Here is a 25,794-nt window from a genome sequence, read left to right on the forward strand (position 1 = left end):
TCTTCAATGGTATTAACGTATAAAGAGGTATCACCTGCAGACGTTAAATTAAAATCGATATTACTATAAGCAATACTAGCTGATTGAGTTTCTTGAGAACCACCATCACAAGTAATGGTAAAGTCTAAATCATGCGCTCCTTGAGTAGACCCTGCATAAGTAGCTACAAACGAACTAGGATTAGAACCAAGGTTAATCACTTCACCAGGTGTATACGTTGTACCATTATAATCTAATGATCCACTCTCTGAAGTGGTATAAATCATAGTATAGTTGCTGCCTGCTACCGTACTATTGACATTAAAGTTAATCGCTACATCCTCTCCTACAATAGCACTATTCTCTGAAGCTATGGCTGTAAAGTTAAATTGACAATTAGGAATTTCTTCTATTGTAACATCAATAACTTGACTTTCTTGAACACCACTATTGTTTTCAACAGTAAATGTATAAGTTAAATCTCCAACAGCTATAGGATTAAATTCCCAAGAATATCCACCAACAGGTACATCATACCAAATTCCTGCATCATAAGTATTACCTGCATAAGTTAAATCAGCATCACCAGTACCGCTAACAGAATAGAACATTTGATATGTTGAACCATTATCACTATCAGTAATGTTAAAATTAAAATCTGTATAACTATTAACAATAACTATTTGTTGTTCAGCTGCAGCTGTGAAATTAAAATTATCTTGATTGAATAATAGTGTAATAGTATCTGATACAGTATCTCCAAATGCATTAGTAATTGTAAATGTAATCTCATGGCTACCTTGAGTATTCCCTAAATAATTACCAGTAAAATTTAGGTAATTAATATTCATTGAACTACCAGGAGTATAGCTCAAAGAATTATAAATAAATTCTGCTCCACCTGTAGTTTCATAAAACATTGTATAAGGAGCTCCAGATGGTCCACTTTCATTAATGTCAAAATTAATAGCGATTTCATCATTAACTGCTCCAAAATTACTAGTAGGGATTGCATTAAAATTAAAAGCGCCATTAGTCACTTCAATAATTAAATTTATGGAGTGTTCAACACCTGAAGCATTCTCAGCATAAAATGTCATATCAATTGTTCCTACTTCAGTAGCTTCAAATTCCCAATAATAAGAACCGATGTTTACATCATAACTTATTCCTGGTTGAAGTATTTCTTCAATACCATTATTTGTTCTTTTTAAAATAGCGTTTCCTGAATTAAATTCATACCTAGAGGTATAGGCATCATTACCACCTAATAATTCATTAATTTGGAAATTAATATTAGTAGAATTACCTACAAATAATGTGTTGTCTTGAGGCGTACCTAGATAATTAAAATCGATAACATCAACATTATATATTAATGAATCTTTTTTAATTTGTCCATTAGAATCAATGGCTTCGAAAACTATTTTATTAACTCCTGTTTGAAAAAGTTTAATATTTCTTTGATATACTCCTTCATCAATTTGAGTTAATACATTATGTTCTATCTCATCTGTGGAATTACCATTACCATCAGTCTCAAACAGTTTACCATTTCCTTGAGGAAAATAGATTTTATAATCATAAGTTACACTTTGATCGGGACCAGTATTATCAAGGACATTAACTAATGGCACTGTTTGATTAATGGTAACATTTTCTAAAGCGCTATTAGCTTCCCAAGTAAATGGATTATGAATAACATTATAATTTAAAATAATGTTTTCTGATCTATCTTCTAAATCGTCTACTATGAATGATAATTTAGCTAAACCTAACTCAGTTCCAATAAACTCTAGATTTAATTCTAATGCTTCACAAGTATGATTAGTATTTTCTAATAAAGGTTCATTACTACCTTCATACCTTAAGTACCCTTCTCCCTCAATTACAGAGTAAGAGAATTGATAAATATTATCAGTTACAATTTGTTCTGGATTAATAGTTATTTTAGTAGGTTCTCTATAATTAATAGTTGCTATTTCATTATGTTGATCCTCTAAAGTAAAAGGAAATGATAATTGAATATCAGCATCTTTTGTACAAGCAAATACAATAAGTAATGATAACAAAAGAAATCTCGTAATTGTTTTAATTTTATTCATATTTTGAGTTTTAAAAAAGGAAATATCTAGCACCAACACCAATAAAAGGTGTCCATTTACCTAAATCACTGTTTACATGGAAGAATTGATTATATTTAACCATAAGAGTCCATTCATTATTGAGGTATATTTCTGATTCTAGTGAACCAAATAATCCATAAATGAATTTACTTTTATCAAGTACAATAGCACCACTGCTTAATAATTCACTACCATTATTTACAGCTTCATAGCCAGCGACTAAACCACCACCGGCATTAAAATTTATTTTATCTCTAACAGTACTATATACTGAAGTAAAATAGCCACCATTAAAAGTGATATCATTAAATTTAATATCATAGCCTTTGACTTTCATATTTCCAGAAGAAACAAAAAGTCCTGCTTGAATAAAATCATATTTATTTATATAATAATTATAATTTAATAAACCAGCGGCACCATCTTCACTATAGCCTAAATAAAGACCAACAGCTGAAGAATAATTTTGAGCATTTGTTTTTAAGTTAAAAAATGCAATCATTGAAAAAATCAAAATGAGTTTAAGGTTAAGTTTCATCATATTTAAAATTTAATAGGGTTATTAATAAGTTCATCATTGATATCAAATTGTATTGTTCTAGCACCGTTTTTTTCTTTTAAATCAATTCTCAAAATGTTATGTTTTTCTAAAGTGAATTTTTTAAACACAACAAAGAAATGATTACTTGATTCTCCTTCAACTGTTTCAGGCTGTTGAAACAAATAAACTGGTTGTAATAATGTTTCTTGGTTAGAACTGCTTTTTTTATAGTTAGTAGCAATACTATAATTTATGAAATCTATATCTAAATCGATAGTTTGTTTATTTTCTATTTTGAAATGAAAAAATATATCACCATAAGAATAATAGACTGTTTTTAATTGAAAAAAAACATCACCGTTTCTAACAAAGTATCTAGCGATTTTTTCTTTTTCATATTGATTATAGAAACATTTTAATCTGTAAAATTCATTTCTATCATTTTTATATAAAGAATCTAGTCTATTAGGTTCTCTATTTATTTCTTCAGATATTGTTTCAAAATTAGTTTCATTAACATCTAAACTATAACGTGATTTATTTGAACTAATAATTTTTGATTCAATATTATGTTCAGATTTTAATAATTCTTTTTTAAATTTTTGATTAGTTTGATCAGTTTTATTACTACCAGTATCAATTTTAAACGTAAGTTTTTTTGGAATTTTTACTGCCTCTAAAATATAATCTAGGGTTACTCCACTTGAAGTTATTACTGTTAAGTTTGTAAAATTATTTTTACTGTTTGCACCCCTATTAAAAGATAGTTTTAAAATACGACTATTGAAATCACTGTTTCCTTGAACAATTTCTTGAAAAAATTCAAAGTCATTACCGATAATGCTTTCTGCAATGTCATCATCAAAAATTAAAAGAGTTTTATAATTTTTAGATACTTGTATAGTATCAATTTGTGCCTCACAATAGTCTACATTTATTAAAATGTAGCATAGTATTAAAAATATTTTTCTCATTTTTTACTTGATATTAAAATAACTTCATGGTCATTAATTAGTAGAATTTTATCTTTCTCTTTTAATCTTTTGCTTTTAAAAAATGATCCTATAGATTGGATGCTTCTATCTACAAAAGAAACATCACTATTTGTTGTGTTTTGAATTTCTTTTAAAGCTTGATCTTCTTCTTTCCCTTTAAATTCTGCCCATAATTCACCAGCTCTTTTATTATAAACACCCAACATATTATCATTAATGTCTTGAGCACTCAAATTAATTGGAATTCCATTAATATTAGAAATGTTAAGATATACTCGGTTATTATTAATAGAAGCAATAGCATATACAGGACTATATTTTTTGAAAATATTACCATTATATTCTAAATCTTGGGTTAGCACCATTTTAACTCGATCTCCTGGAAGAATAAATTGATCTCTATAAATTGCTGCTCTAGTTTTTATTTTTTTCGTTCTAGATTGAAAACTAGCATCTGTTGTGCCATTATTAACAGATATATCTTGATTATTATCCTGCTGCATTTTTTTCATTTCTAGCATTCTATTGTAATACTCAAGTTCTGATTCTTGTTCAGTTTTTTCAATTTCTTCACTTTGCTTTTTAAGTTCTGAATTTGAATTATAATTTGTTCTTTTCTTATTGCTAGAAGGTGGTAATGTTGCATTAGGCCTTTCATCAAATGAAAAATTATTTAAATCATCTAATAACTTTGAAAGGCTGTCTTTTTCTTTTTTATTTCCAATATTGTTTAAAGTAACATTAGAAACTGTTCTTAATGAATCTCTTCGACTTTCCTTATCTATTTCAAGAATATTAGATTCTTCTAACTCTTTACTTTCATAAGGTAATTTCTGATTATAATTAAAATCAGCTTGTTGTTTTTTTTCAGGATTATTATTATCTGAAAAGCTCATTGAAAGAAATACAATTAAGCCTATTATCAAAATAGGAGCTCCTATAGCCAACTCTTTGTATTTAACTATAAATTTTTTCATTGTTTTACATCTTTATTATTTATTACTCTTAAATTCTCTATAATAAGTCCATTCAAATTATTAGGAGTTACTCCTGATTCTTTAATACTTCCTTTTGTTATTAAATTTCTATAACTAATATCAGCCCCTTTTTCTATTCTCTGTTTACCATAAAATTCAAATTGATACGGATAACTTGAATAATCAATATTAATACTATCTTTTTCCATAATAATTGAATATCTTCCTAGAACAATATTTGAGAAATATTTTTGTTCTTGAAGTTCATTATACATTCTCAAACCTGTATCATCAATCATATACAACGCTTTTGTTTCTATATTTTTTTTAATAAATGATAGATCAGGTTCTACAGAAAAGAATAAATCATGAAAAAGTGTGATATGACCTTCGCATAAAATATCTACAGCTTTTCTATGTGACTTAATTCTTACAGTTGGCATTTTAACATTATTATCTAACACATAATATCTGTTTTTTACACTTTCATTGGTTTTATATACATAATGCATGCAAAAAAATGCAGTAGAAAATGTAATTACCAAACAAACAATAACTAGAAACGTCCAGTTACGTTTTTGCTTTTCTAAATTTGAAAATATTTTATATTCCATTTTATTAATTTTTTATAATCCGCCAGTAACTGCTTTTCTTGCAGCAGTAGCTGCTTTACCAGCTTGACCAACTGCTTTTTTACCTTTTTGTCTTACTTTTTCAGTAGAAACATTCATACCTTGAACAACAAAATTTGATAAGTCAGGGACTTTTAAATACATAAAAACATTCATAAGGATTACCGCACTTGATGTTAATACTTTAGCTAAATTTCCTTCCTCTAATAAGCCTATTATCAGCTCAAAAGTGATTTTCAACATAAAATTATCTATAAGATAAAGCATTGGAATCCACAAGGCGACACTCATGAACTTTTGTAACCATGCCTTCCACATTCCTGAAAGCGCTGGAATTAGGGATAAACCTATGTTTAAAGGTCCAAAAACTATTAACACATATAAATAAATAGAAGCCATAGCTTTTATTGCTACAAATACAACAATTGATATTGCATTTATAATTAAGATTAAAACGTATATAAAATCTTCTATAAACCAACTAGCATTAACATCTTCAGCTGTTGCGTTTAAAATTTCAGTAATGTTATCCCATGTATATACATTGTTTGCAAATGCTTCTCCTAACCCTGTATAAAAGCCATAAATAGCTCCAACAAAAGATTTATACTTTAATAGTAAAAATACTAAAGGCACCCACTTTAAAGCTTCAAAAATATCAACCCGTTTTTCTTTATCTAAGAACAATTTTAAAGTAATTATAACAATTCCTATTCCAGCAAATGTTCTACCTATATTCATCATTACAGCAGATTCAATGAATGCATTATCTATAAAAGAATCTACGATATCACTAACTTGTTCTCTAATTCCTAGATCTTGCATATCGTTATTGTCCTGTCTTAGTTAACTCAGTCATTGTACTTAGATTCTCTCTTTTTTGAGAAATTTTAACCTTATTGTCTGTAAGAGAAAGTATGTTTTTTAATACATCTTTTAATTTTTTATTTAAATCTTCAATTTTATTACCTCTTTCTTCAGGATTAATAATAGATTGCGTATTTAAATAAGTATTTGTTTCATTATAAAACTTAACGGCATTGGACAACTCTTTAGTAATACTACTAATAAAATCTGAAGTTTCTGAAGAACTTAAATTATCCAAAGCTTCAACTTTATTTTTACAAGTGTTAAATGCATTAATTATTTCTTCTTTTAAATCTAACGCACTAGTTATAGATGAAGAATTAATTAAATAATCAGGAGTTGTTTTTTTTGCTTGTAATTCTTCCTCATTTATTTCTTTATTTCTGTCTTCAATCTCTATAAGATCTTCTAAGAGAGAAATAATTTTATCTAACTTCTGATTAGTCTGAGTGACTTTAGTATTGAGCGTTGCTATTTTAGTATTTAAGGTGTTAATTGAAGTATTAGTTACTGCTATTTGTGATTCAACACCAGGTGCAGAAACAACAGCAGCACCAATCTGACCATAATTAATCTGACAAATTAAAATTGTGATAATAAAAATTACTTTTTTCATAATAATTGAGTTTAAGGATTTGTTTTAATTATAATCATGAATGGTTCTAGTCCAATCATAATTATTTTCTTTATGTATTAAATTAATTTTATGTCTTTCATTTGGATTAGTTTCATAAATACACCTTTCTTGAGAAGATGTTTCTAAACCATAAGCTTTTATTTTATCCTTCCAACAAATAGCAAATTCTCTGTATTTTTGCCCATCAGGAATATCTCGATTTAATGATAAAATAATTTGCTTTTGCTTATTTGTTAAACCCATCAAATCTTGAACATTTTCTTTGAAAGTATCCATGTAATCCCTCATGTCTAAGAATACTTTAATATGAGAGTTTATAATTATGGCATTTTTAATCACTTTTGATGCTGCAAAATCATCCACTTTCTGAGAAATAAATATGGGTTGTCCACCATCTTTTCTAGCAGCGCGTGTTAAGAAATTAAAGTAATCTTCTAGTTCTGGTTTATCCAAAGCTTTCCAAGCTTCATCTACAACTATAATTTTATTGATATGACTTTTAGATTTATCAGTAAGCTTTTTTGTGAAAATATCCATAATCATAAAAGCTGTTATAGGAAATAGTAATTCATTATCAATTAAATTTCTCAACTTAAAATAAACCACCTTTTCGTTAACTAAGTTCTTAATCCTATCATCACTTTTATTTAATAGATTAGGTCTTGCACCATCGGCAGAATATTTTTCTAAAAGAAAGATAAACGCATTAGAATCAAACACAAGCCTATCAATTTTTTTTGCAGATAAATAAGATTCAAGATGTTCTTTTGTATAATCAAAGAAAGCATTAAAAGAAAAATCAGTTTGATTTTGCTGCCAAGCTTCATTATAATAATTGACTATTAAATTTTCAATAACTGTTTTTTTTACTTCATAATTTAAAGCTCCAATTTGATTTTTTTCATCTTTAGAAGTTCCAGTAATTAGATTTACTAAAGTGACTAATTTTAATACTTTATCTTCAGTTAAAGAATGTTTTCCCTCTTTATCAATTGTATAATCATATTGATCTAAACCGAAAGGCGAAAATGTAAATGGATTATTATCATTGTGTTCTAATATTACTCCATCATGAAACTCTGTTGTTTTATCATAAGAATCACCTGCTTCCATTATAATAGCTTCAGAACCTATATTTAATTCTGAATTTAAATAATGATTTGCAAAATATGATTTACCACCTCCTGATCCTGACGCAATTAACATACCTCTATTGAATATTAAACCGTCTTTTTCAGGGGCTTTGTAAACATCTAATATTAAAGGTCTTCCTTGGATTCTATCAATAACCTTCATACCATCAACAGCTTGAGAGTTATCTCTATACTCACCTTCAGCATACATTAAACTTGCGGCTAAATCACTAGACATTGGTAAATATAAATCAGGAGCGATTCCAATAGCATTACCTGGAATAGCACCAAAAAATAAATTTTTTCGATCAATACTATTGATATTTACATTTATTTTGATTTTATCAAATGCTCTTTGTATAGTATTTTTCATATCTAAAAATGAGTGACTATCTTCAGAAATACCCATTACGTTTAAATGATAAAATACTACCAATTTATGATTTTCAAGAATTTCAGTATTGAAGTCATAAATTTGATTTGCATAAATAGCATTTTGATCATCCTGATCATTTGATGAAAACTTTAAAAATGATTTAGCTTTTTTTCTAAGCTTATTTAATATTGTATTTTCATCTGGTATATAAATGTATTCATTTATGACATGCTCATGATTTATTTTAAAACCTAAAGGGAAAGTGTTACTAACAGGAAATGGATTATTGTCTAAAGTGAATTTATCATGAAATATATATTCAAATTTAGCATCTTCTTCAAACTGAGATAAGTTCTCTAGTGTAAAAAATTGAATTTGTTTATTTCCAACATTAATCGTGTTCTTTTCAAAAGAAACATCATTGTATGATGTATTAGAAAAGTCAAGATTGAAAAAAGTATCTAATAAATTATTTTCACCAAATATACCATTATAATCTAAAAGTTTAGCCTTCATAATAGAAGACTCATTAAATACACTACAAACAGCTTCTACCCTACTTTTAAATTCGATAAGTAGTTCTTTATTTAAAAAATCTTTTGGGATTATATTATCAACAAAAAAAGGTTGCTTTTTATTTAAAAATGAATTGACTCTTTTTGAAGAAAAATTGATGTAATTTTTTGGAACTTTTGAAATATATAAATAAGTTTTACATTTTAAATATGGTCTATCTTTAAAATGTAACTCATTAGATTTGAATAATTCGTTACTTAATAATCTTTCTTTTGTAGGCTTATAAATTTCCTTTAAAAAATAAGTTTGTTTGTGTATTAATGTATTTGGTCCAAGGGTGCTAATAACGTTAGAAAATACTTGATTAAATTCCGAAAAATCATTTTCGTCTAAACTGTATATTTCTGGTAATTCTATTTCTATACAAAAACTAATACACCCTTTTTCTTTAGAAATAAGGGTGTTGTTCTCATAACCATAAAAAGGAAAAACATTAATTAAATCTACTGTTTTATCCATATCATACAAGATTTATAATTATTAATTCTTTTGAGATGATTAGGTTTACTGCTATCAGCTATTTTTTTAGAAAACCCTTTCTCTCCATATGTTTTAGAATAAAATAACATGAATAAAAACATGATTATTAAAATAGTAACTCCAATAACTAAAGCTATTAGAGTTGGAATAACAAGTGAAAGAGCAAAGGCTATAAAAATACTGATTAAAGCACCTATTAAAAACTTGTTTATATAAGATGCTTTTAAATTCATAAAAAGGACTTCTTTTTGAAGCCCTTTTCTGATTAATATAGGCTTTTTCAAAATATTAGTTTTTAGAAGCCTCCAATATTTTCTCCTAAAGTAAGTAAGATGAAAAATACAGCTATACCTAAAACAATGTTACCTACTTTTTTTGCTAAGTCTGAGTCTTGTGATCTTAAGTAAAGGAAAGATAACCCACCAACAACCACAGCAACAGCAGCAATAATTTTAACAATTTTTACAATAGATATAGCGATTTCTCTTATACCTTCTTCTGAGTCTTGGATTTCGTTGACTAATTCATCAATCTGAGCTATACCCAATTGTTGAATACCTAAAAAAATAGTAATAAATAGGATTGATTTAATTGGTGCCAGACGACCTAATTTGGTCGTCTTTGGCATCATTTTTAAAAATTTGAAATTTGACATTTGTATTTGAGTTTAAAGATTTACTTTCTTCTTTATTGTCAGCGTTAAATCGCTTCAATAATTCAGAAGACTCAAAATCAGAATCAATGTCATTAAATTCAAAATCTTCCTTTTCTGTTTTTTCATCTTCATTTACAAAATTATCATTTATTTGCAAATTAGAAAAATTTTCAGAAGATTTTTTATTTGTTTTTTTATTAAACCTTAAAACATAAAAAACATAGAAATAATATAAAGCTGTTATAATAGCTATTAGAATCCATATTTTTAAAGGTATATTAAGAAAGTCCACTTTTTAAAGGTCTTTTTTTAATTTTTCGTAGTTTGAATTTATAAAATCTATCAATACTTTACGAGGTAAATCATATTTATTTAATTTAGAATTACCTGTTTTAAGGCCATAAAGTACTGTAATTTCATGAAATTTAGCTAGTATTTCATTATCAATTGTGAAATTAATTCTCTCATTAACTCCATTTCCATCAGATACATTGAATAATTTGTCAAGCAAAGATGGTTTATTTTTTCTTTTTTCTTTGTCGATTAAAGTATTTTTTTCTTTTCCCTTTAAATTATTTTCAGAAGCATTATAAGTTTCAGAAGAATCTTTTTTAACATCTTTATTATCATTAGTTGAATCAGGTACTGTAGTTTGATTTTCTTCGTCTCTCATACCAGATAATATTTGAGCTGTATTTATTCTTCTCTTTTTAGTTTGATTTTTAGCCATTGTTTGTTAATTTAATAATTTCATTAATAAAAGCTTTAAAGTCTTCTGGATCATTTTCTTGATTTTCATTAAAACTAAAAAGTGTATTTCTAAATTCTTCTTGATAAATTGTTTTATCTAAAACATAAGTCTCTAATAGATTATATTTAAATGCATCTTCACCAATATTGAAATTACTTTGTTTAAGTAATTCAGTTAATTTACTGTATTTATTTTTTTTAACTCTTTGATATCTGTTATAAAATAAAAAAGCTTTTTTTAGATTGGTATCTTCATTAAGTATAAAGAATTTCATTAATTTTTTATAATAGCTGGTACTAGATTCTATTTCTAGTTGATCATGAGAAAAAGGAATAAAAGCATAATCTACATGAATTAAACCAGATGTCATGTCTTCATTAATATTACCAGGAAAATCAATGATAATATAATCGTATTTACCATCATTTTCTTCTACAATCTCTTGAACCGTTAATATACCATTGTATCTATCCGATTCATTTGGATTCGCTTTCGCTTTTATAACCTTGTAAGGTTTGTGATCATCTTCTAAAAAATCACCAAAAATTTTTAAATCACTTTTTCTTTTTTTAAAAGAAGAAAATTGAGGATTGTCAGAGTCAATCAACAGGACTGATTTTTTAAAATAGTAGTGTAATGCAGAAGCAGCCATAATGTTAATAGTCGTTTTTCCAATACCTCCCTTCTCCCCTACAAATGATATTACTTTAGTTTCTTTCATGTTTATGGATATATTTATTTATTCAAACATACAATTATTTACACACATAAACAAATATTTGTTTATGTGTTTATGTATATATGTGTGTAAATGTGTAAGTACATAAACACACAAATAAGTAAATATGTATGTTTAGGTGTTTTGTAATACATATACATTTACACTTTTACATATTTACACATTTACACACATACATTTTTAAATGTATGTGTATTATTTGTTTAAATTAATGAATTTTATTTCTATGTGTATATACACATTTACACAATGATGTTTTTTATTATAGAATTAAGATGAATTTTTTACCCTACAGGAAATATAACGACATAGTATTATTTGTATACGTTAAAGATTTAGAATATGTGTTTAATAAACCTTTTTTAAAGTATTTTTATTATATTTGATATAAATTAACTGATGTTAATAGCAAGGTAGATTTTAAGTTACTTAAAATAAATCTTGAAAATTGAAAATTTTAAACTTAAATGCTCCAAAGTCGCATTATTATCACTAGTGATGGAAGAAAAAAAAACATTTAAAAAGGGGAAAGGCGGTAGGAAGCCTCTCAAAAAAAATGAAAAAAAGAATAACTCTATTATGTTACGTTTTAATGACGAAGAACATCTGCAGTTAATCGATAAACTAAAAAATAAAGGTTTAAATACAGATAAAAGAGGAGTTATTGCTCCATTTTTAAGGAGTTATTTTTTAGGAATATCAGATAATAAATTAAAAAATAAACAAGAAAATATTAAAGAATTTATTTATCAAATAAATAGAATAGGTAATAATATTAATCAAATAACTTATTTATTTCATTTAAAGAATAAAAAAAATCAGCTAAATATATCAGACAAAGACATTAATATTATCAATGAAAATATGATGAATTTAATTGAAATAAGTTCTAAAATATTAAAAAAATATGATAGCTAATTTAAGTTATGGTTCTTATTTTAAAGGTGCAATTGATTACATTTTAGATGAAAAAAAGAAACCAAAAATCTTAGGATATGGAAATATAGTCAATACTGAATTATCTCTACCTATATATAAAATGAGCATGGATCATTTATCAAATAGGAGAGAAGCTTCTGATAAAATAATGCATTTAAGTTTGAGTTTATCACCTGAAGATAAGCTAACAGATGCCAAATTTTATGAATTATCTAAAGAATTTATGCATGAATTTGGTTATGGTGATCAGCCTTTTATTGTTGTTCAGCATAATGATAGGCAACACAATCATGTACATATTTTATCCACTAGAATTAAACATGAAGGTGATTTAATACAAACATTTCAGGACCGTATTCGTACCAAAAATATTAGTAGGTCTTTAGAAATTAAATATGGTTTACAACAATTATCAAGATCTAATCACAAAAATGAATTAAAAGAATATCTAGATCCAGAATTTTTATTATCAAATATTGATTTAAGTTCTACAGAACAAACTAAATACTATTTAGATGACATAACTAATAAACTACTTAAATCATATAACATAAGGAGTTTAAATGAATTTAAATCTTTATTAAAAGAATATCATATTAAAGTAATAGAGCATTATACAAATGATGATAAAAATGTAATTAAAGGTATTTCTTTTGGTATTATAAGTCAGGATGAAAAGGTTAGTCAAAAAATTATACCAGGATCTAAAATACATAAGAAACTCTCTTACCCAGAATTAAATAAATTATTTGAAAGAAACAATTCTAATAAATTACTTAAATCTTATAAATTCAGATTAAAAAGAAAAATCACAGAACGTTTAGAGTGTTTTGATACAATTAATAAAAATGATTTAAAAGCGATACTAAAGCTTTTTGATAATATAGATATTGAATATCAAAAATCAAAAGAAGGAAACGTTATAGGTTATAAAATTAAGGATTATACTAAGTATAATTTTAATGCTTCAGAAGTTGATAGAAATTTGACTATTTCTAAAAACGTAAAAATATCAGATTCTAATACAAAAGTTAAAGATCAAAATACATTATTATCTAGTTTATTAGATAAGGAACTTCAAACAGCTTTTAATAAATTCTCAATACAAAAAGAAAATTGGAATATTTATCAATATAAGCTTTTAGAAGGATTAAGATTTGATACTTTAAAGCCTTATTTAGAATCGAGTGAAGCATATTTAAGTTTGCTAAATTTAAATCTTATTAAACCTTCAGATTTAAATCAACAATTAAATTTTGCCTTTGATAAATTAATTGAAAAAAGGAGTACATTAAAAAATATAGAAACAAAGCAGCTTTTAAATAAAAGTATTTTAATCAAAAAAATTCTTAATCAAGAAAATTTAGAACCTTATAAATTAATCCAAAGCTTAGGATTAGTTTATAATAATTTTTCATTATCAGATCGTAATCATAATGAGATTAATATGCCTTTTAAATTAGGTAAAGTAACACCTCCAAAAGAATTAAATAATTTTTTAAGTTCTGGGTTTATAGCTAACAATACAAAAATGCTAAATTACTTATTTGGTATAGAAAAAGAAGTAAAATTTAATTCAAGTGCTTTTTACTTACCTATGATATTTCCAAGTATTTATGAAAACTTGTCTCCAGAAATAACTCAAAAATTTGAAGATAAAGTTATACCTATTTTTTTAAAAGATGTAGTTAAAAAAACTGCCATATATCAAAAAAATCCTGAACATTTTATAGAACATCTAAATGCTAAAAAAGTATTTATAATAAAGGATAAATCTAAATTTTATTATAGGACACCTCTTAATAATTCAAAATATGAAGTTGAAGTATCAACTGCTAATTATTTAAAACAGTTGTCAAATGATTCTAAAATATTTGAAGATCAAACGCAAAAACTTTACACCTTGAATACTCCTCAAGATAAGAGAAATCACTTAAATCAACTTTGGGTAACTCAGCTTATAGAAAATGGAATTTATGATAAAGCTGCTTATTTAATGGATAAAGAAACTATTAATCCATTAATACACCAGGAAGTTTATGATTATCATTTAAAAAATGGTTTACAAAAACAATTAAATGATGAAAAATTAAAGTCAATTAATAATATCGATAAAAAAGAATATAGTAAATCAAGCCGTAAAATTAAAGGCATATATAATGGAACAGGAGGTAATTATGAAGCTTATAATGGCTTTAAAGATGAATTAACAGATTATTCAAAAGGTAAAATTATTGATATTTAAATACTTTATCTTATTGATTTAATTTTATAACTGTTTGTTAATATTATTGTTAATTAAATTTTTTTGCTTTAATTTGATGTCTCATTTAACTAATAAACACTAAAATGAATAATATCCGAGAATACTTGAAATTAAGCCGTACAGGCTTAAAAGGTAAATTCTTAAATTTTACTGGTAAATCAGGGGATCATTGGATAAGTATAATTCCTTCTTTAAATGTATCTGGATATGGTGATACTGAACAAGATTCCATTAAAGATTTAGAGTATAATCTTAAAATTCTATGTGAAGACTTATTTTCATTAAATGAAACACAAAGAGATTTAGAATTAAAAAAAATGGGATGGGAAAGAAATAAAATTTTTAAAAAGCAATATTCTTCTGCTTATGTAGATGAAAATGGAGTTTTACAAAATTTCGATTCACCAAGTCAAGTAAAAAAATCAATTTTAGAACCATCAAGCTTATAAATTTTGGGTAATAATAGACCAATTAAATTAAAAGATTGGATAAAATTTCTTAAAGCTCATAAATGTAACAGAAAAAGACATAATGGTACATCTCATGAACATTGGAAATGCCCAAATTGTTTTAGAACAATAACTTTTAGAAGTCAATATAAAGAAATTCCCGCAATGCATTTGAAAACAAATCTAACCACAATGGGTTATGATTTAAACTACTTATATACTTGGTTAGATAATAACTAAGTAGCACTATTCTTTTTATAGTTCAAAAGCACACTTATTTTTCCACAAGCAAAATTACAAACTCAGAACCACACGCAATTTCGTTCCTCATTGCTTTGTGAACCGTTTCGTTTGTGTAAGGGCCGCTGAGAAAAATAAATGTTTAACTAAAATTAGAAATTATGACAGATTTATTTAAAAATTATGAGGAACAACCAGTAGAACTAAAAGCTATTTGCGATAAATGGCTTGAAAAAGAACAATCTGATGGTTTAAGTTATCAAGATTGTAAAATGTTTTTAAAAGAGGTTGAATCTATAGGTTTTACTTTTGAATATGGACTTGATGCAGAGCCATTTAATTTAAAGCCCATTGAAGATTTTAAGACAATTGGTTTATTAAAAGAATATTTTAACCTAAGTAAAGAACATTATAAAATTGGAGCTATGCAGTTAATGAAAGATCAGCCATATGCAGAAAAGGTAGCACGATTAAATACGATACATTATAGATTAAGAGAAATTGAAAATGAAATAGAATAATCAATTAATAAATTTATTAACACAAAGAAGCCGACTTTAATTAGTTGGCTTTTTTTTTAAAACATTTTAATATTATGGGATGGATATCATTCACTTACACAGAAAAAACACATTTAGAATTTAACATAACAGATGCTTATTTATTTTGTTATAAAGAATATAATAGAAATAGCTATGAAATAATTCGATTTTGGTTTCAGCCAACTAAAAATATACAAGATAATCATGTTGTTTATTTAGTTTTAAAACATCCAGATGGTTACAATTTTATTTTAGTTGTATTGATAAATATAGAAAATGAAGAAATTTATTTTAAAGAAATATCCGGTTCTATGGGACCAGCAGAAGATAAGTGTCCTATTGAATTCTTATCTTTAGTGAAACTACCTAAAACTAATAGTTATGAATATGATTGGTTTATAAAAGTAAAACATCAAAACATAAAATCAGTTATCCAAACATTTAAACATAAAAATAAAGTAATTGTTTATATAAAAACTGAAAAGAGAGGTTTTAAAGTATGTACTGGTAAACCTAGTGATAGAACTTGTATAAGTTGGGATTATGATAACTATAATGCAGCTATGCTAACAGCAATAGAATACTTTACAAATTTTATTAGTTAATTACTCAAGGTTTCCTGGTTCCTAAAAAACCAGGTATTTTAATTATCTACTTTAAGTATTGATTATTTAATTTAATAGCTATTCTTTCTTTATAGTTATTTATATGGTTATTTAACTGCTTTATTTGAATATTTGAAAGATTATTACTCATTACAGATTTTAAAGCTTTTGAGCCTAAACTTTGATTTATTTCAAACTCAATAACATCACTTATACATTTTTCAATGTTTAATTCTACTGGAGAGTTTTCAATAATAAAACAAGCGCGTTGATAACACAATAAAGCTTCATTCCTTAAAATGAAATTGAACTCACTAATATTCATAAATATGTGTTTACGCTACAATTTAAATCACATACTTGGTATAACATTTTTTGAAATTTAATAGCAATTTCCTTTTCGTTAAAAACCATAGCATGATTTATACTTTGTGATAAGATTAGTTCTCCTAGAAGGTATTCTACAAAGTATGTGTTTTGATCTGTTAATAATACAAAACTATCTTTTACAACCATAAGTAATATTCTATATGATAAATATAGGATATAAAATTTATTTCACCGTGTGGGAATTTTTCCGACACGGTATTTTTAGTGTAAATCATATAGAAAATTAGTAAAACAGAACACACTTATTTTTCCACAAGCAAAATTACAAACTCAGAACCACACGCAATTTCGTTCCTCATTGCTTTGTGAACCGTTTCGTTTGTGTAAGGGCCGCTGAGAAAAATAAATGTTTAACTAAAATTATTATTATGTATTACGAAAGTCGAATTAATCAGATTAAAGAAATTTCAAACCTATCAATTCAAGAACAAATTGAATGCATTAAATCTTTAGGGATTGGTAAAGCTATAAAAATTGATAACATTATTTGGGTTAATGATGAAACCCCACACGGAACTGGTGGTTATGAAGCTGCTGTTTTGATAGAAAAAGATTCTAATTATTATCAATTTGAGAGTATAACAATACCTTGGTGTTCTGATGAAGATATTGAAGAGTTTATTAATGACTTTAAAAATGAAAGTATAATTAATAAAAAATATTATTTTAATATTGATAAAGCAACTCCTAAAAATTTAAATAATAAAGAATCATTAAATTGGTTTATATGTGCTTGTTGTGGAAAAGGATTTAAATCAACAATTAAAATTCAAAGCCAATATGATCAAGATGCTGGTTTTGGTTATTGTAGTGATTGTTAAATTTAAAAAAACCGTAAACTTATTTAGCCTCTTAAAGTTTACGGTTTATTAGTTAGATCGTTTTTTTAAATTGCTCTAAAGCTTTAAAAACATCACTTTCTAACTTTTCAAAATTATCTTGAACTGCAAATTGATAAACAATATTTTCAGTTACATTTTTTCGATTTATAAATTGATTATCTGGTAATATAAACCATAATGGATTGTAACCAAATTTATAAAAACACATTATAAGCTTCATTGTATTGATAGTAATTACACCTCTTTCAGCGTTAACTAATGTGTTATAATTTATATTGATGTATTTACTAAAATTCACACCATTGAAAAGACTTTCATTTTTTATTTTATTATTTTCAGAAATGTCTTTTTCTAATAGTTCAAGTCGGGCTTCTTTTAATCTTTCTCCTATATAATAGAAGTCCTTAGCTTTATCTTTTGATTTTATAATATCAATTATATCCATGGATTAATTATTTATTTGTCTATATGGAGGTAATTCATCTTCATCATCTTCGATTTCATTTACATCAAATTCTAATTCATCATCAGGAGCATTCATAAATGCAGCTGTTAACTCTTCTTCTTTAGATAATACCTCTGTCATATTATCATTAATTTTGTTTTCATCAAATATACGATGTTCAGGGTATTCTCCTGTTACATTATAATACTCAATTTTAACAAGCTCTTCAACATCTTTTAAAATTTGAATAAAATTTGAGGTTAAAATCTTATCCATATTTGTATTTATAATACTCTCTTCTACAAGAAAGTTTATAAATTTAATAATATTTTCCTCTATAGCTTCCGAATATAGTTTTTTAAGTTCTGCTAAATTATCGTAAAGCTTAATTTCTTTAATAATAGCTATAAATTTATTACAATCTATTTCGTTGTTGTAATACTTTTTTGAAAATTCTAAAGCATAATCATTATAAAAATCAATGTAATTTAAATGATCAAAATCAATATCTTTTAAATTGTTATATAAATTAAGATGTATTACATCATTTAATTTATTTTTTAATATTATATCATGGTCCTGATTCTTAAAATCATTAATAATAGGAATATCATGTTTATTTTGAAATTTCTTAGATTCCATATTTGGCTTTACTAAACCATAACATAATTTTTGTTCTATTTTATTCTGAAATTCATCAGCAACGATTCCAGCAAAATGCCCCGTTGACATACTTGCTATTTTACTTTCTGGGAGTAATTCTTGCATTACTGTAGATTCATTACTAGTAACATCTTGTTTTGATATTGTTTTAGATACTTTCTTTTGATGAATTTTACCAAATATTTTAGATAACCTACTTGCTGTTTCTCCTTTTGCTGATCCACAGAAAATATTTGCACAGTTATCAAATAATACATCTGCTTGCTCTTTAGAATATTCAGTAATTAACTGTGCTAGAGATTGTATTCCTAATACAGTAGCTACTAAATTAGAACGTCCTGTATCAATAATTTTTCTAAGCCCCATTATAAAAATAGTTGGTAATTCATCTAATATTAATCCTAAGGGCCTTTTACCTTTTTGATTAACTACCTGAAGTATTTTATTAATGTATAATCCTAATGGCGCAGAATAAATTTCAGAACGATCAGGATTGTTTTGTAAGCATAAAATTTTTGGATGTTCAGGATTGTTTAAATCTAATCTAAAATCATTACCACTCATTACATAAAAAATTTCTTTGTTTGCTAATGATGATAATGAAATTTGAGCACTTGCTGTTTGACCTGCTAATTGTTGATTAGCCTCCCTTTCTAATGCATCCTTAAAAGGAATCATAAGAGTTTTAACTTCAACGTCTTTAAGCATAATTTTTAATAAGTAATCTAAATTTACCGTAGATAGAATAATTACATGAGGTAATGTACAGTAATTTTTTCCATGCTCTTCGGATTTATTTTTTAAATACCATATTAAGCCAGAACCAAAGCTTAATGCACTTCTTGAGAAAAAATCCATTTTCTTAATCCATTCTTTATTTAAATTTTTTAAAAGTGTACTTGCTGCATTGGAAGCATCACTTTGATTTTTCATTAAATATGGATCAATGGGATTACAACGATGCGTTTTTTTCATATTGTCAAATGAAATAAAGTAAATCTGAGGCATAAGCTTCATTTTTTCTTCATCATTCTTATACTTTTCTTTATAGTGTATTAAATAATTGTATGCAATTTTACTTAATGTATCAAACTTAAAATCATAAACCAATAAAGTAAATGCTTTTGCTATAAACTGCTCTATAATCTCTTCTATTAAAGCAAATGATTTACCTGAACCTGGTGTTCCTATAATAAGTAAAGCTCTAAATAAGTTTACAAAATTAATCCAACCTTGATTTATTTTCTTTTTAAAAATGAATTCATAAGGTATGTTTACAGAATACTTAGTTTCTATTTTTTCTGTTGTTTGAGCAAATGTTTCATTTTCATCATTAAAAGGATCTTCTTCAGATAAATCTTTATAATTGTAAATTTTCCTAATTTTAGTAATACCTATTAATGAAAATATAAATCCAAAAATGTATAAAAACATACTAAAATAGGACATAACCATGTTTGTTAAATTAATAAGATCAGAAGCTAACAGCATTAAAATTCCAAATAAGGCTAAACTAAAAGCATATATTTTACTCCCTTTTTTATCTCTTTTGTAACTATACAAAAGTGTAGCCCCAGTAATTACTGAAAACAGTAATAATTTATTAGTATATGCTTTTGTTAAAATTGAAGATTTTGCAAAAAATCGATATGTTGAATCACCAATAAAATTATTACCATTGTAATAAACATAAATAGGATAATACATTAAAAATCCTATTATTAAAAAAAGAGCTACAGATATAAACATGGCTGAAAACGCTAAACTCTTTTCATTCATAAATTAAAGTTTTTAGATAAATTATTATTTTCTTTTACTGAAGAATTTAAACTAAAATGCTTTGCTTTTAGATTTTTAATATCGTTATCAATAATAGTTACCATATCTAATATGCTTTCACCATTTTCATAACCTTTATGTACTATTTTAAGTTTATTAAGAATTAAATCTTCAGATTCAGATTGGGTTAAATTAAATTCAAATGCTAAAGCTTTATTTAGTTTTTTTAACCAAACATCATAATTATTATGATCTGGAAGTTTTTCTTTGTAATTCTTATTAATATCAATAGCGTTTTGATTTAAATACTCAATAACTTTTTTATCCAATAATGATTTAGGATCCTTTTCTTTTAAAAATGTTTCAATTGCTATTTTACTTAAATTTAGTTCTTCTTCTTTTACCCAAAATGATGGTGAATTAATAGAAATACTAATTAGGACTTTAGATCCTTTTATTTCTTTAATTCTTACTAAATGCCCAGAATATAATTCAGCTTTTTTTGTCTTTAAATTGTAATTAGAAACGAAATTAAAGACAGCTAACTGCATATGTTTTGATTTCATATTAAAAAGTTTTAAAAAAGCCGATGAGACATCGGCTTTAATTGAGTTGAGTTTAAGGAATTATTTGAGTTTAAGGATTTTTTTATACACCTAAGCCTTGTGACTTATCCTTTTTTTTTTGTGCATTTACTTCTTTAGCATCATTAACAGTCATATCCTTAACTTTTTCATTAACTTTTTTAGAATATGTTGTGTCTGTTTTAAAATTGTGATTAATGGTGTATTTAGTAGGTGTTTTATCACCTTTTTTAGTGTATTCAATCTCTACACTTTCTCCACTATTTATAGCTTTATACTGTTTTTCATCTAACTTGGTTCCATAGAAGTTTTTAACAGGTGATTTAGTTCTAATATCATTAAGTTTTGTATCAAAATACGCAACTTTATCAAACACTTCACCGCTGTTAGAGTCAACCCCTTGAAATAAAACAGGTTTTTTATCATGTTTCATAGTATCAAATTCTTTTTGAGTGAATTGATAGTTATAAGCTTTAACATCTTCTAAAGAAAGTTCACTTTTTCTAGCATACTGCTGATGTAATTCACTTCCTTTACTTTGACTATAGCGTAGTTGTAACATGACACCTACAGGTTTTAATTCTTTTGTTTCAGAGTTTTCAACTTTAGCTTCTTTAGTGATGGTTATAAACACCTCTTTTCCTTTAGCTAAAGCTTCCTGATCAGAAGATCCTAACTTGTTGAAGCTTCTATACTCACCTTCAAGTTTTTCTTTGACATCTTTTAGAGCAAATACCTGGTCTTTTGAAAAAGGGATATCAATAAGTTTATCAACATCTTCAGTCTTAATTGTATTTGTTCCTGAATTGTGATTCACTTGAATTTGATTTTCATCTGCAGATATCATAGTTCCGCTTTCCCATTTTTGATTAATCTTTACAAAGACTTTTTTTGGTTTAAATTCATCAGTTTTTTTCATAATTAAATAATTTTTGAGTTAAGGATTTAAATTTGTAATTTTGTTATATTCATTTGAAATATTAAATAGTTTCATTTGAGTTTAAGGAAATATTATTAAAGAGGGTAGGAGTACCCTCTTTTTCTTTTAAGGTCTTATCATAGGCAAATATTTTTTTATAGTTAACATTTATTGAGTTTAAGGATTGTTTACATTGCTATTTTATAATCTTTAATATTTTCATTTTCTGATAAGTTAAGTTGCTCTAATTGCTTTTCCCAACTTCTTGCTTTAGGTTTTAAAACATCTAATTCATTAGCTAAATATTGTTTCGTATAATTCCAGATGAAATGCTTTAACGCATTAATTTCTATTGGTAACTTTACAGAAACAAAATCATTATCTTTACTAATTTTCATAGCATACTTATCAATTTGAAATTGATCTATTTCACTAAAAGTATTATTAAATTGTTGCCCTAAGTGTTTATTGTATCTATTTAATTGATTATAAAAACTTAAAAATGATTTTTCATGACCAATTTTAAATGTTATTGATATGTTATTTTGAAGTAACTTAATAGAAAAATTATCTTGAAGTTGCTCTAAAAACTTTAAATCTTTTATAAAACCTTCAGTTTTATTATTTCCAGTAAATGAAATAATTATCTTTTTACTTTTAGATATTTTGTTTAAAGCCTTAATTGTTCTTACTGATGTATTATTTATTTCTGACAATACAACAAAAACTATCTTATCTAATTTGAAATTATTATGAAAGGATATCGCTTCTTTAGGACTATTTAAAACAATGATATTTTCAAAGTTTATGTTTGTATTTGAAAACCAAAGACTGTATTTTGGATTTGTATATAGTGTGGGAATTATTTTTCCATTCTCTTCAGTTAAATAACCACAAAGTGTATTATTAATATTATATAAAGGATATAATATCTTATCATTTGAAATAATGTAACTATTATTAAAAACAGGATTGTTTTTAATTTTATCAAATAGATCATTGTTTAATGTAGATAATTCATTTTCTACTAATTCAAAATGATTAAAATTATAATCAACTAAATCTAATACTACTTCTTTTTTTATCTCTTTATCTTCATAACTTTTAATGGTTATGTCGATTTTTTCCCAAATTGATAGTTTAGAATTATCATCCTTTTTTGATAATACAATTTCAAAAGCATCTGATGCTTGTAATTTTTTTTCAGGTGATACTGTATTATAAAAATAAAACCCTTTTAAAGTCTTATATACAACATAGAAATTAATAGAATTACTATATACAATATAATTATCATAACTACCAACTTTTTTAAATTTTAAATATTCAAAAACAGCTGGTAAGTTAGCTTCATTATTAAATTCTTTCCAAAGTATCATATTTCTTTTGTAAATTGCAAATTATAAGTAAATTTGTAAATGGTTGTAAACCACTTCAAAAATAGGTAAATATTAATTAATTACAAAAAGTTATGAATATTATTCGGTTTTTTAAACTTAAAGTTCACAATCGTAAAGGAATATCAAGATATAGTTTTACAGCTGTCTTCTTTATTTTTTTAGTCGTTTTTTATTTATCAAATAATGTAATATTTAATAAAAAGCAATGGTTTAATGATAATAAAAATGAGATCATAAACATATCTAGTAGCATTGATGCTATTAGTTTAAAAGATAGTTTAATCAATGAAAAAGAAAAAAAACTTCTATTAAAAGAGATTGAATCTAAGGTAAATACATTTCTTACTTTATCTAAAGATATTAATGACGTTAATAGTTTAAATGTATATTTTAAACATGTACCAGAATTATTAAATTATATTCCTTCTATGGTTCCTTTAAAAAAAGGTGATTATAATTTAAGTTCTTCTTTTGGATATAGATACCATCCAGTAGACAAAAAATATAAAAGACATTTTGGATTAGATTTAGCTGCTGAAATTGGAAAACCTATTTACGCTTCAGCAAATGGTGTTGTTACTAAACTAAAAAGAGATTTAAACGGTTATGGTTATCATATAATTATTAAACATCGTTATGGTTTTGAAACTTTATATGGTCATATGAATACTATACTTGTTCAAAAAAATCAAATAGTAACACAAGGAGATTTAATCGGTACTGTTGGACAAACAGGAAAGACAACAGGTCCACATCTTCATTATGAAATCAAAAAAAATGATAATAAAATTGATCCTTTTGGTTTTTTTAATCTCAAAAAAGAAATATTAACTCCTTTACTTTCTTTAAGTAATAATTAATATTTTCTATATGAAACATAATTCAAAAAATATAATAAATGACTTTTCGAAAATATTATCGTATATATCAAATTTAAATAATGATGGAATTTTTTTTAACAACACAAATATTTCTTTAGATAAACTATACAATAAACATAAAGCTTTATATGGTTATAAATTTAATGTTGAAATATTTAATAAAGGCTATTTTATTAGAACAGATTATTCTTCTGACTATTCTAAAATGTATATCATGTTTAAAAAATTTGGAAGTGTTACTTTAAAATATTCATTTAATGATAATGATGAAGAGTTAGAGTATTATACTAATTATAATAAGTATATAAATATCACCTTAGATTTAAAAAATAAATCTATTTATTGTAAAAATGAGAAGTTTCAAAAGTATATACCTGTTACTTTTAATAATATAAAATATCTTATTACTAATCAAAAACTCTTATTATATGTTCATGACGTATTAAAAATTATTTCAAATAAAAATAATTCAATATGTTTTGATAAAAATGATCTAATTTATAGTACATCTAATGATAATATTTTTTCAATAGTTTTTTTTAATTCTAGAAAAATTTTTTTAAAAGAAATAAATAATAATAGAACTGTTGAAATTCCAAATTGGTCTTTAAAAACTGGGTCAATTATTCTGAACATATACATTAAAATTTGTAAAAAAACAGAAGAAAATAGTTTAGGAATTGTAAAAAATTTTTTTAATAAAAATCATAAAATTTTAGCAGATTATGTTAATGAAAATTTACAGATTAATAACTCTTTTTCATTAATAAATATAATAGATCTTATATATGAAAACAATAATAAAGATTTATTTAAAGAAATTAAAAAATCAAAAATTTTCTCAGAATCAGAATATTATGATTATTGCAATACAATTCTAAAAAGAAGATTTAAAGAATGTAAGTTTAATTTCAAAATTAAATCTATTAAAAGGTTCAAAATAGAACACGATAATCTATTTTATAAAATTAGGGTTAAAGAAGCTAAAAAAATTAAATTAATTAAATACATATTTAATGATAATTATAAATTCTTAATTGATTTTTTTAATAAAAGTGAAATAGATATTAAACCAATTAGCTCAAACAAACAATTATTAAATTTTGCTAATTATATGAATAATTGTGTTTATGAATATAATCATTTAATTATTAATTCTAGATGCATTGTATTAAATGCTAAATATAAAAATGAAAGACATTGTGTTTTGATTCATTATAATTCAGAATCTTTTGAATTATTAGAAGTTAAAAAAAGATTTAATATGCAATCAAATAAAAAATTTGAAACTATATTATCTGGTTTGATAATGAATTTAAATAAAGATTTTGAAGATAATTTACCTGATTTCATTAAGATTTTAAATAAAATTAAAAATTAATTCCT

The 25,794-nt window shown here is 25.0% G+C and carries 29 protein-coding genes; 9 read left to right on the forward strand and 20 right to left on the reverse strand.

The annotated features are described in order from the left end of the window. The 13 genes from FHS04_RS13695 to FHS04_RS13755 all read right to left on the reverse strand — a co-directional run. A partial coding sequence (locus tag FHS04_RS13695) for a TraQ conjugal transfer family protein (protein ID WP_183408381.1) occupies positions 1 to 2,084 on the reverse strand: 2,084 nt, incomplete at its 3' end. A gap of 10 nt (positions 2,085 to 2,094) precedes the next feature. Next, on the reverse strand, positions 2,095 to 2,646 hold the full coding sequence (locus FHS04_RS13700; protein WP_106676199.1) for a conjugal transfer protein TraO: 552 nt from the start codon (positions 2,644 to 2,646) through the stop codon (positions 2,095 to 2,097). A 2-nt stretch (positions 2,647 to 2,648) separates the two neighbouring features. Continuing rightward, entirely contained in the window at positions 2,649 to 3,620 is a 972-nt protein-coding gene (locus FHS04_RS13705) for a DUF4138 domain-containing protein (RefSeq protein ID WP_106676202.1), read from the reverse strand. Then, on the reverse strand, positions 3,617 to 4,618 hold the full coding sequence (traM, locus tag FHS04_RS13710) for a conjugative transposon protein TraM (protein WP_106676204.1): 1,002 nt from the start codon (positions 4,616 to 4,618) through the stop codon (positions 3,617 to 3,619). Before traM ends, FHS04_RS13705 begins: the two co-directional genes overlap by 4 nt. Next, a complete protein-coding gene (traK, locus tag FHS04_RS13715; RefSeq protein WP_106676207.1) occupies positions 4,615 to 5,232 on the reverse strand; it encodes a conjugative transposon protein TraK in 618 nt (205 codons plus the stop codon). The genes traM and traK overlap by 4 nt, the downstream gene beginning before the upstream one ends. Positions 5,233 to 5,244: 12 nt before the next feature. Next, on the reverse strand, positions 5,245 to 6,075 hold the full coding sequence (locus tag FHS04_RS13720; protein ID WP_106676209.1) for a type IV secretion system protein: 831 nt from the start codon (positions 6,073 to 6,075) through the stop codon (positions 5,245 to 5,247). Positions 6,076 to 6,079: 4 nt separating this feature from the next. Continuing rightward, positions 6,080 to 6,733, reverse strand: a complete 654-nt coding sequence (locus FHS04_RS13725) for a coiled-coil domain-containing protein (protein WP_106676211.1) — start codon at positions 6,731 to 6,733, stop codon at positions 6,080 to 6,082. Between the two features lie 24 nt (positions 6,734 to 6,757). Beyond that, complete coding sequence (locus FHS04_RS13730; protein ID WP_106676214.1) at positions 6,758 to 9,298, reverse strand: TraG family conjugative transposon ATPase; 2,541 nt, start codon at positions 9,296 to 9,298, stop codon at positions 6,758 to 6,760. Continuing rightward, entirely contained in the window at positions 9,283 to 9,603 is a 321-nt protein-coding gene (locus tag FHS04_RS13735; RefSeq protein ID WP_106676216.1) for a DUF4133 domain-containing protein, read from the reverse strand. The genes FHS04_RS13730 and FHS04_RS13735 overlap by 16 nt, the downstream gene beginning before the upstream one ends. Positions 9,604 to 9,614: 11 nt before the next feature. Continuing rightward, positions 9,615 to 9,950, reverse strand: a complete 336-nt coding sequence (locus FHS04_RS13740; RefSeq protein WP_146131279.1) for a hypothetical protein — start codon at positions 9,948 to 9,950, stop codon at positions 9,615 to 9,617. Further along, complete coding sequence (locus FHS04_RS13745; RefSeq protein WP_181256092.1) at positions 9,907 to 10,131, reverse strand: hypothetical protein; 225 nt, start codon at positions 10,129 to 10,131, stop codon at positions 9,907 to 9,909. Before FHS04_RS13745 ends, FHS04_RS13740 begins: the two co-directional genes overlap by 44 nt. Before the next feature lie 138 nt (positions 10,132 to 10,269). Further along, positions 10,270 to 10,704 carry a hypothetical protein gene (locus FHS04_RS13750; RefSeq protein ID WP_106676223.1) on the reverse strand — a complete coding sequence of 145 codons (435 nt, stop codon included), beginning with the start codon at positions 10,702 to 10,704 and terminating at the stop codon, positions 10,270 to 10,272. Continuing rightward, positions 10,697 to 11,446, reverse strand: coding sequence for a ParA family protein (locus FHS04_RS13755; protein ID WP_106676225.1), 750 nt, complete (start codon positions 11,444 to 11,446; stop codon positions 10,697 to 10,699). The genes FHS04_RS13750 and FHS04_RS13755 overlap by 8 nt, the downstream gene beginning before the upstream one ends. A gap of 459 nt (positions 11,447 to 11,905) precedes the next feature. On the opposite strand from FHS04_RS13755, the gene FHS04_RS13760 reads away from it, so the two are divergent. The 6 genes from FHS04_RS13760 to FHS04_RS13785 all read left to right on the forward strand — a co-directional run bounded on the left by FHS04_RS13760 (position 11,906) and on the right by FHS04_RS13785 (position 16,505). Beyond that, complete coding sequence (locus FHS04_RS13760) at positions 11,906 to 12,382, forward strand: hypothetical protein (protein WP_106676227.1); 477 nt, start codon at positions 11,906 to 11,908, stop codon at positions 12,380 to 12,382. Then, on the forward strand, positions 12,372 to 14,648 hold the full coding sequence (locus FHS04_RS13765) for a relaxase/mobilization nuclease domain-containing protein (RefSeq protein WP_106676229.1): 2,277 nt from the start codon (positions 12,372 to 12,374) through the stop codon (positions 14,646 to 14,648). Before FHS04_RS13760 ends, FHS04_RS13765 begins: the two co-directional genes overlap by 11 nt. Positions 14,649 to 14,752: 104 nt before the next feature. Then, entirely contained in the window at positions 14,753 to 15,118 is a 366-nt protein-coding gene (locus FHS04_RS13770; protein WP_106676231.1) for a hypothetical protein, read from the forward strand. Positions 15,119 to 15,121: 3 nt separating this feature from the next. Then, a complete protein-coding gene (locus tag FHS04_RS13775; RefSeq protein ID WP_106676233.1) occupies positions 15,122 to 15,358 on the forward strand; it encodes a hypothetical protein in 237 nt (78 codons plus the stop codon). Positions 15,359 to 15,519: 161 nt separating this feature from the next. Then, the gene (locus FHS04_RS13780) at positions 15,520 to 15,879 is read left to right on the forward strand and encodes a hypothetical protein (protein ID WP_106676235.1); all 360 of its coding nucleotides are present in this window, start codon (positions 15,520 to 15,522) and stop codon (positions 15,877 to 15,879) included. A 74-nt stretch (positions 15,880 to 15,953) separates the two neighbouring features. Beyond that, positions 15,954 to 16,505 (forward strand): hypothetical protein, encoded by a 552-nt coding sequence (locus FHS04_RS13785; protein WP_106676237.1) that lies wholly within the window; start codon positions 15,954 to 15,956, stop codon positions 16,503 to 16,505. A gap of 46 nt (positions 16,506 to 16,551) precedes the next feature. Here the strand turns inward: FHS04_RS13785 and FHS04_RS13790 are convergent, their stop codons facing one another. Together FHS04_RS13790 and FHS04_RS13795 are read right to left on the reverse strand one after the other, a co-directional pair. Beyond that, the gene (locus FHS04_RS13790) at positions 16,552 to 16,830 is read right to left on the reverse strand and encodes a hypothetical protein (protein ID WP_106676239.1); all 279 of its coding nucleotides are present in this window, start codon (positions 16,828 to 16,830) and stop codon (positions 16,552 to 16,554) included. Continuing rightward, a complete protein-coding gene (locus FHS04_RS13795) occupies positions 16,827 to 17,021 on the reverse strand; it encodes a hypothetical protein (protein WP_106676241.1) in 195 nt (64 codons plus the stop codon). The genes FHS04_RS13790 and FHS04_RS13795 overlap by 4 nt, the downstream gene beginning before the upstream one ends. Before the next feature lie 242 nt (positions 17,022 to 17,263). Between FHS04_RS13795 and FHS04_RS13800 the strand changes: the two genes are divergently transcribed. Further along, positions 17,264 to 17,716, forward strand: coding sequence for a hypothetical protein (locus FHS04_RS13800; RefSeq protein WP_106676243.1), 453 nt, complete (start codon positions 17,264 to 17,266; stop codon positions 17,714 to 17,716). A gap of 52 nt (positions 17,717 to 17,768) precedes the next feature. On the opposite strand, the gene FHS04_RS13805 is transcribed toward FHS04_RS13800, so the two are convergent. The 5 genes from FHS04_RS13805 to FHS04_RS13825 all read right to left on the reverse strand — a co-directional run bounded on the left by FHS04_RS13805 (position 17,769) and on the right by FHS04_RS13825 (position 23,506). Then, on the reverse strand, positions 17,769 to 18,182 hold the full coding sequence (locus tag FHS04_RS13805; RefSeq protein WP_106676246.1) for a hypothetical protein: 414 nt from the start codon (positions 18,180 to 18,182) through the stop codon (positions 17,769 to 17,771). Between the two features lie 3 nt (positions 18,183 to 18,185). Beyond that, positions 18,186 to 20,624: a type IV secretory system conjugative DNA transfer family protein gene (locus FHS04_RS13810; RefSeq protein WP_106676248.1), complete on the reverse strand. Its 2,439-nt coding sequence runs from the start codon at positions 20,622 to 20,624 to the stop codon at positions 18,186 to 18,188. Continuing rightward, positions 20,621 to 21,190: a hypothetical protein gene (locus FHS04_RS13815; protein WP_106676251.1), complete on the reverse strand. Its 570-nt coding sequence runs from the start codon at positions 21,188 to 21,190 to the stop codon at positions 20,621 to 20,623. The genes FHS04_RS13810 and FHS04_RS13815 overlap by 4 nt, the downstream gene beginning before the upstream one ends. 82 nt (positions 21,191 to 21,272) lie before the next feature. Beyond that, a complete protein-coding gene (locus FHS04_RS13820) occupies positions 21,273 to 22,127 on the reverse strand; it encodes a hypothetical protein (RefSeq protein ID WP_106676253.1) in 855 nt (284 codons plus the stop codon). A 188-nt stretch (positions 22,128 to 22,315) separates the two neighbouring features. After that, entirely contained in the window at positions 22,316 to 23,506 is a 1,191-nt protein-coding gene (locus tag FHS04_RS13825) for a hypothetical protein (RefSeq protein ID WP_106676256.1), read from the reverse strand. Positions 23,507 to 23,598: 92 nt separating this feature from the next. On the opposite strand from FHS04_RS13825, the gene FHS04_RS13830 reads away from it, so the two are divergent. Together FHS04_RS13830 and FHS04_RS13835 are read left to right on the forward strand one after the other, a co-directional pair. Continuing rightward, a complete protein-coding gene (locus FHS04_RS13830; protein WP_106676259.1) occupies positions 23,599 to 24,387 on the forward strand; it encodes a M23 family metallopeptidase in 789 nt (262 codons plus the stop codon). 10 nt (positions 24,388 to 24,397) lie between these two features. Beyond that, positions 24,398 to 25,789 carry a PcfJ domain-containing protein gene (locus FHS04_RS13835; protein WP_106676261.1) on the forward strand — a complete coding sequence of 464 codons (1,392 nt, stop codon included), beginning with the start codon at positions 24,398 to 24,400 and terminating at the stop codon, positions 25,787 to 25,789. The last annotated feature ends 5 nt before the right edge of the window (positions 25,790 to 25,794 follow it).

It is taken from the genome of Mesoflavibacter zeaxanthinifaciens subsp. sabulilitoris, assembly GCF_014191595.1.
GTDB lineage: Bacteria > Bacteroidota > Bacteroidia > Flavobacteriales > Flavobacteriaceae > Mesoflavibacter > Mesoflavibacter zeaxanthinifaciens.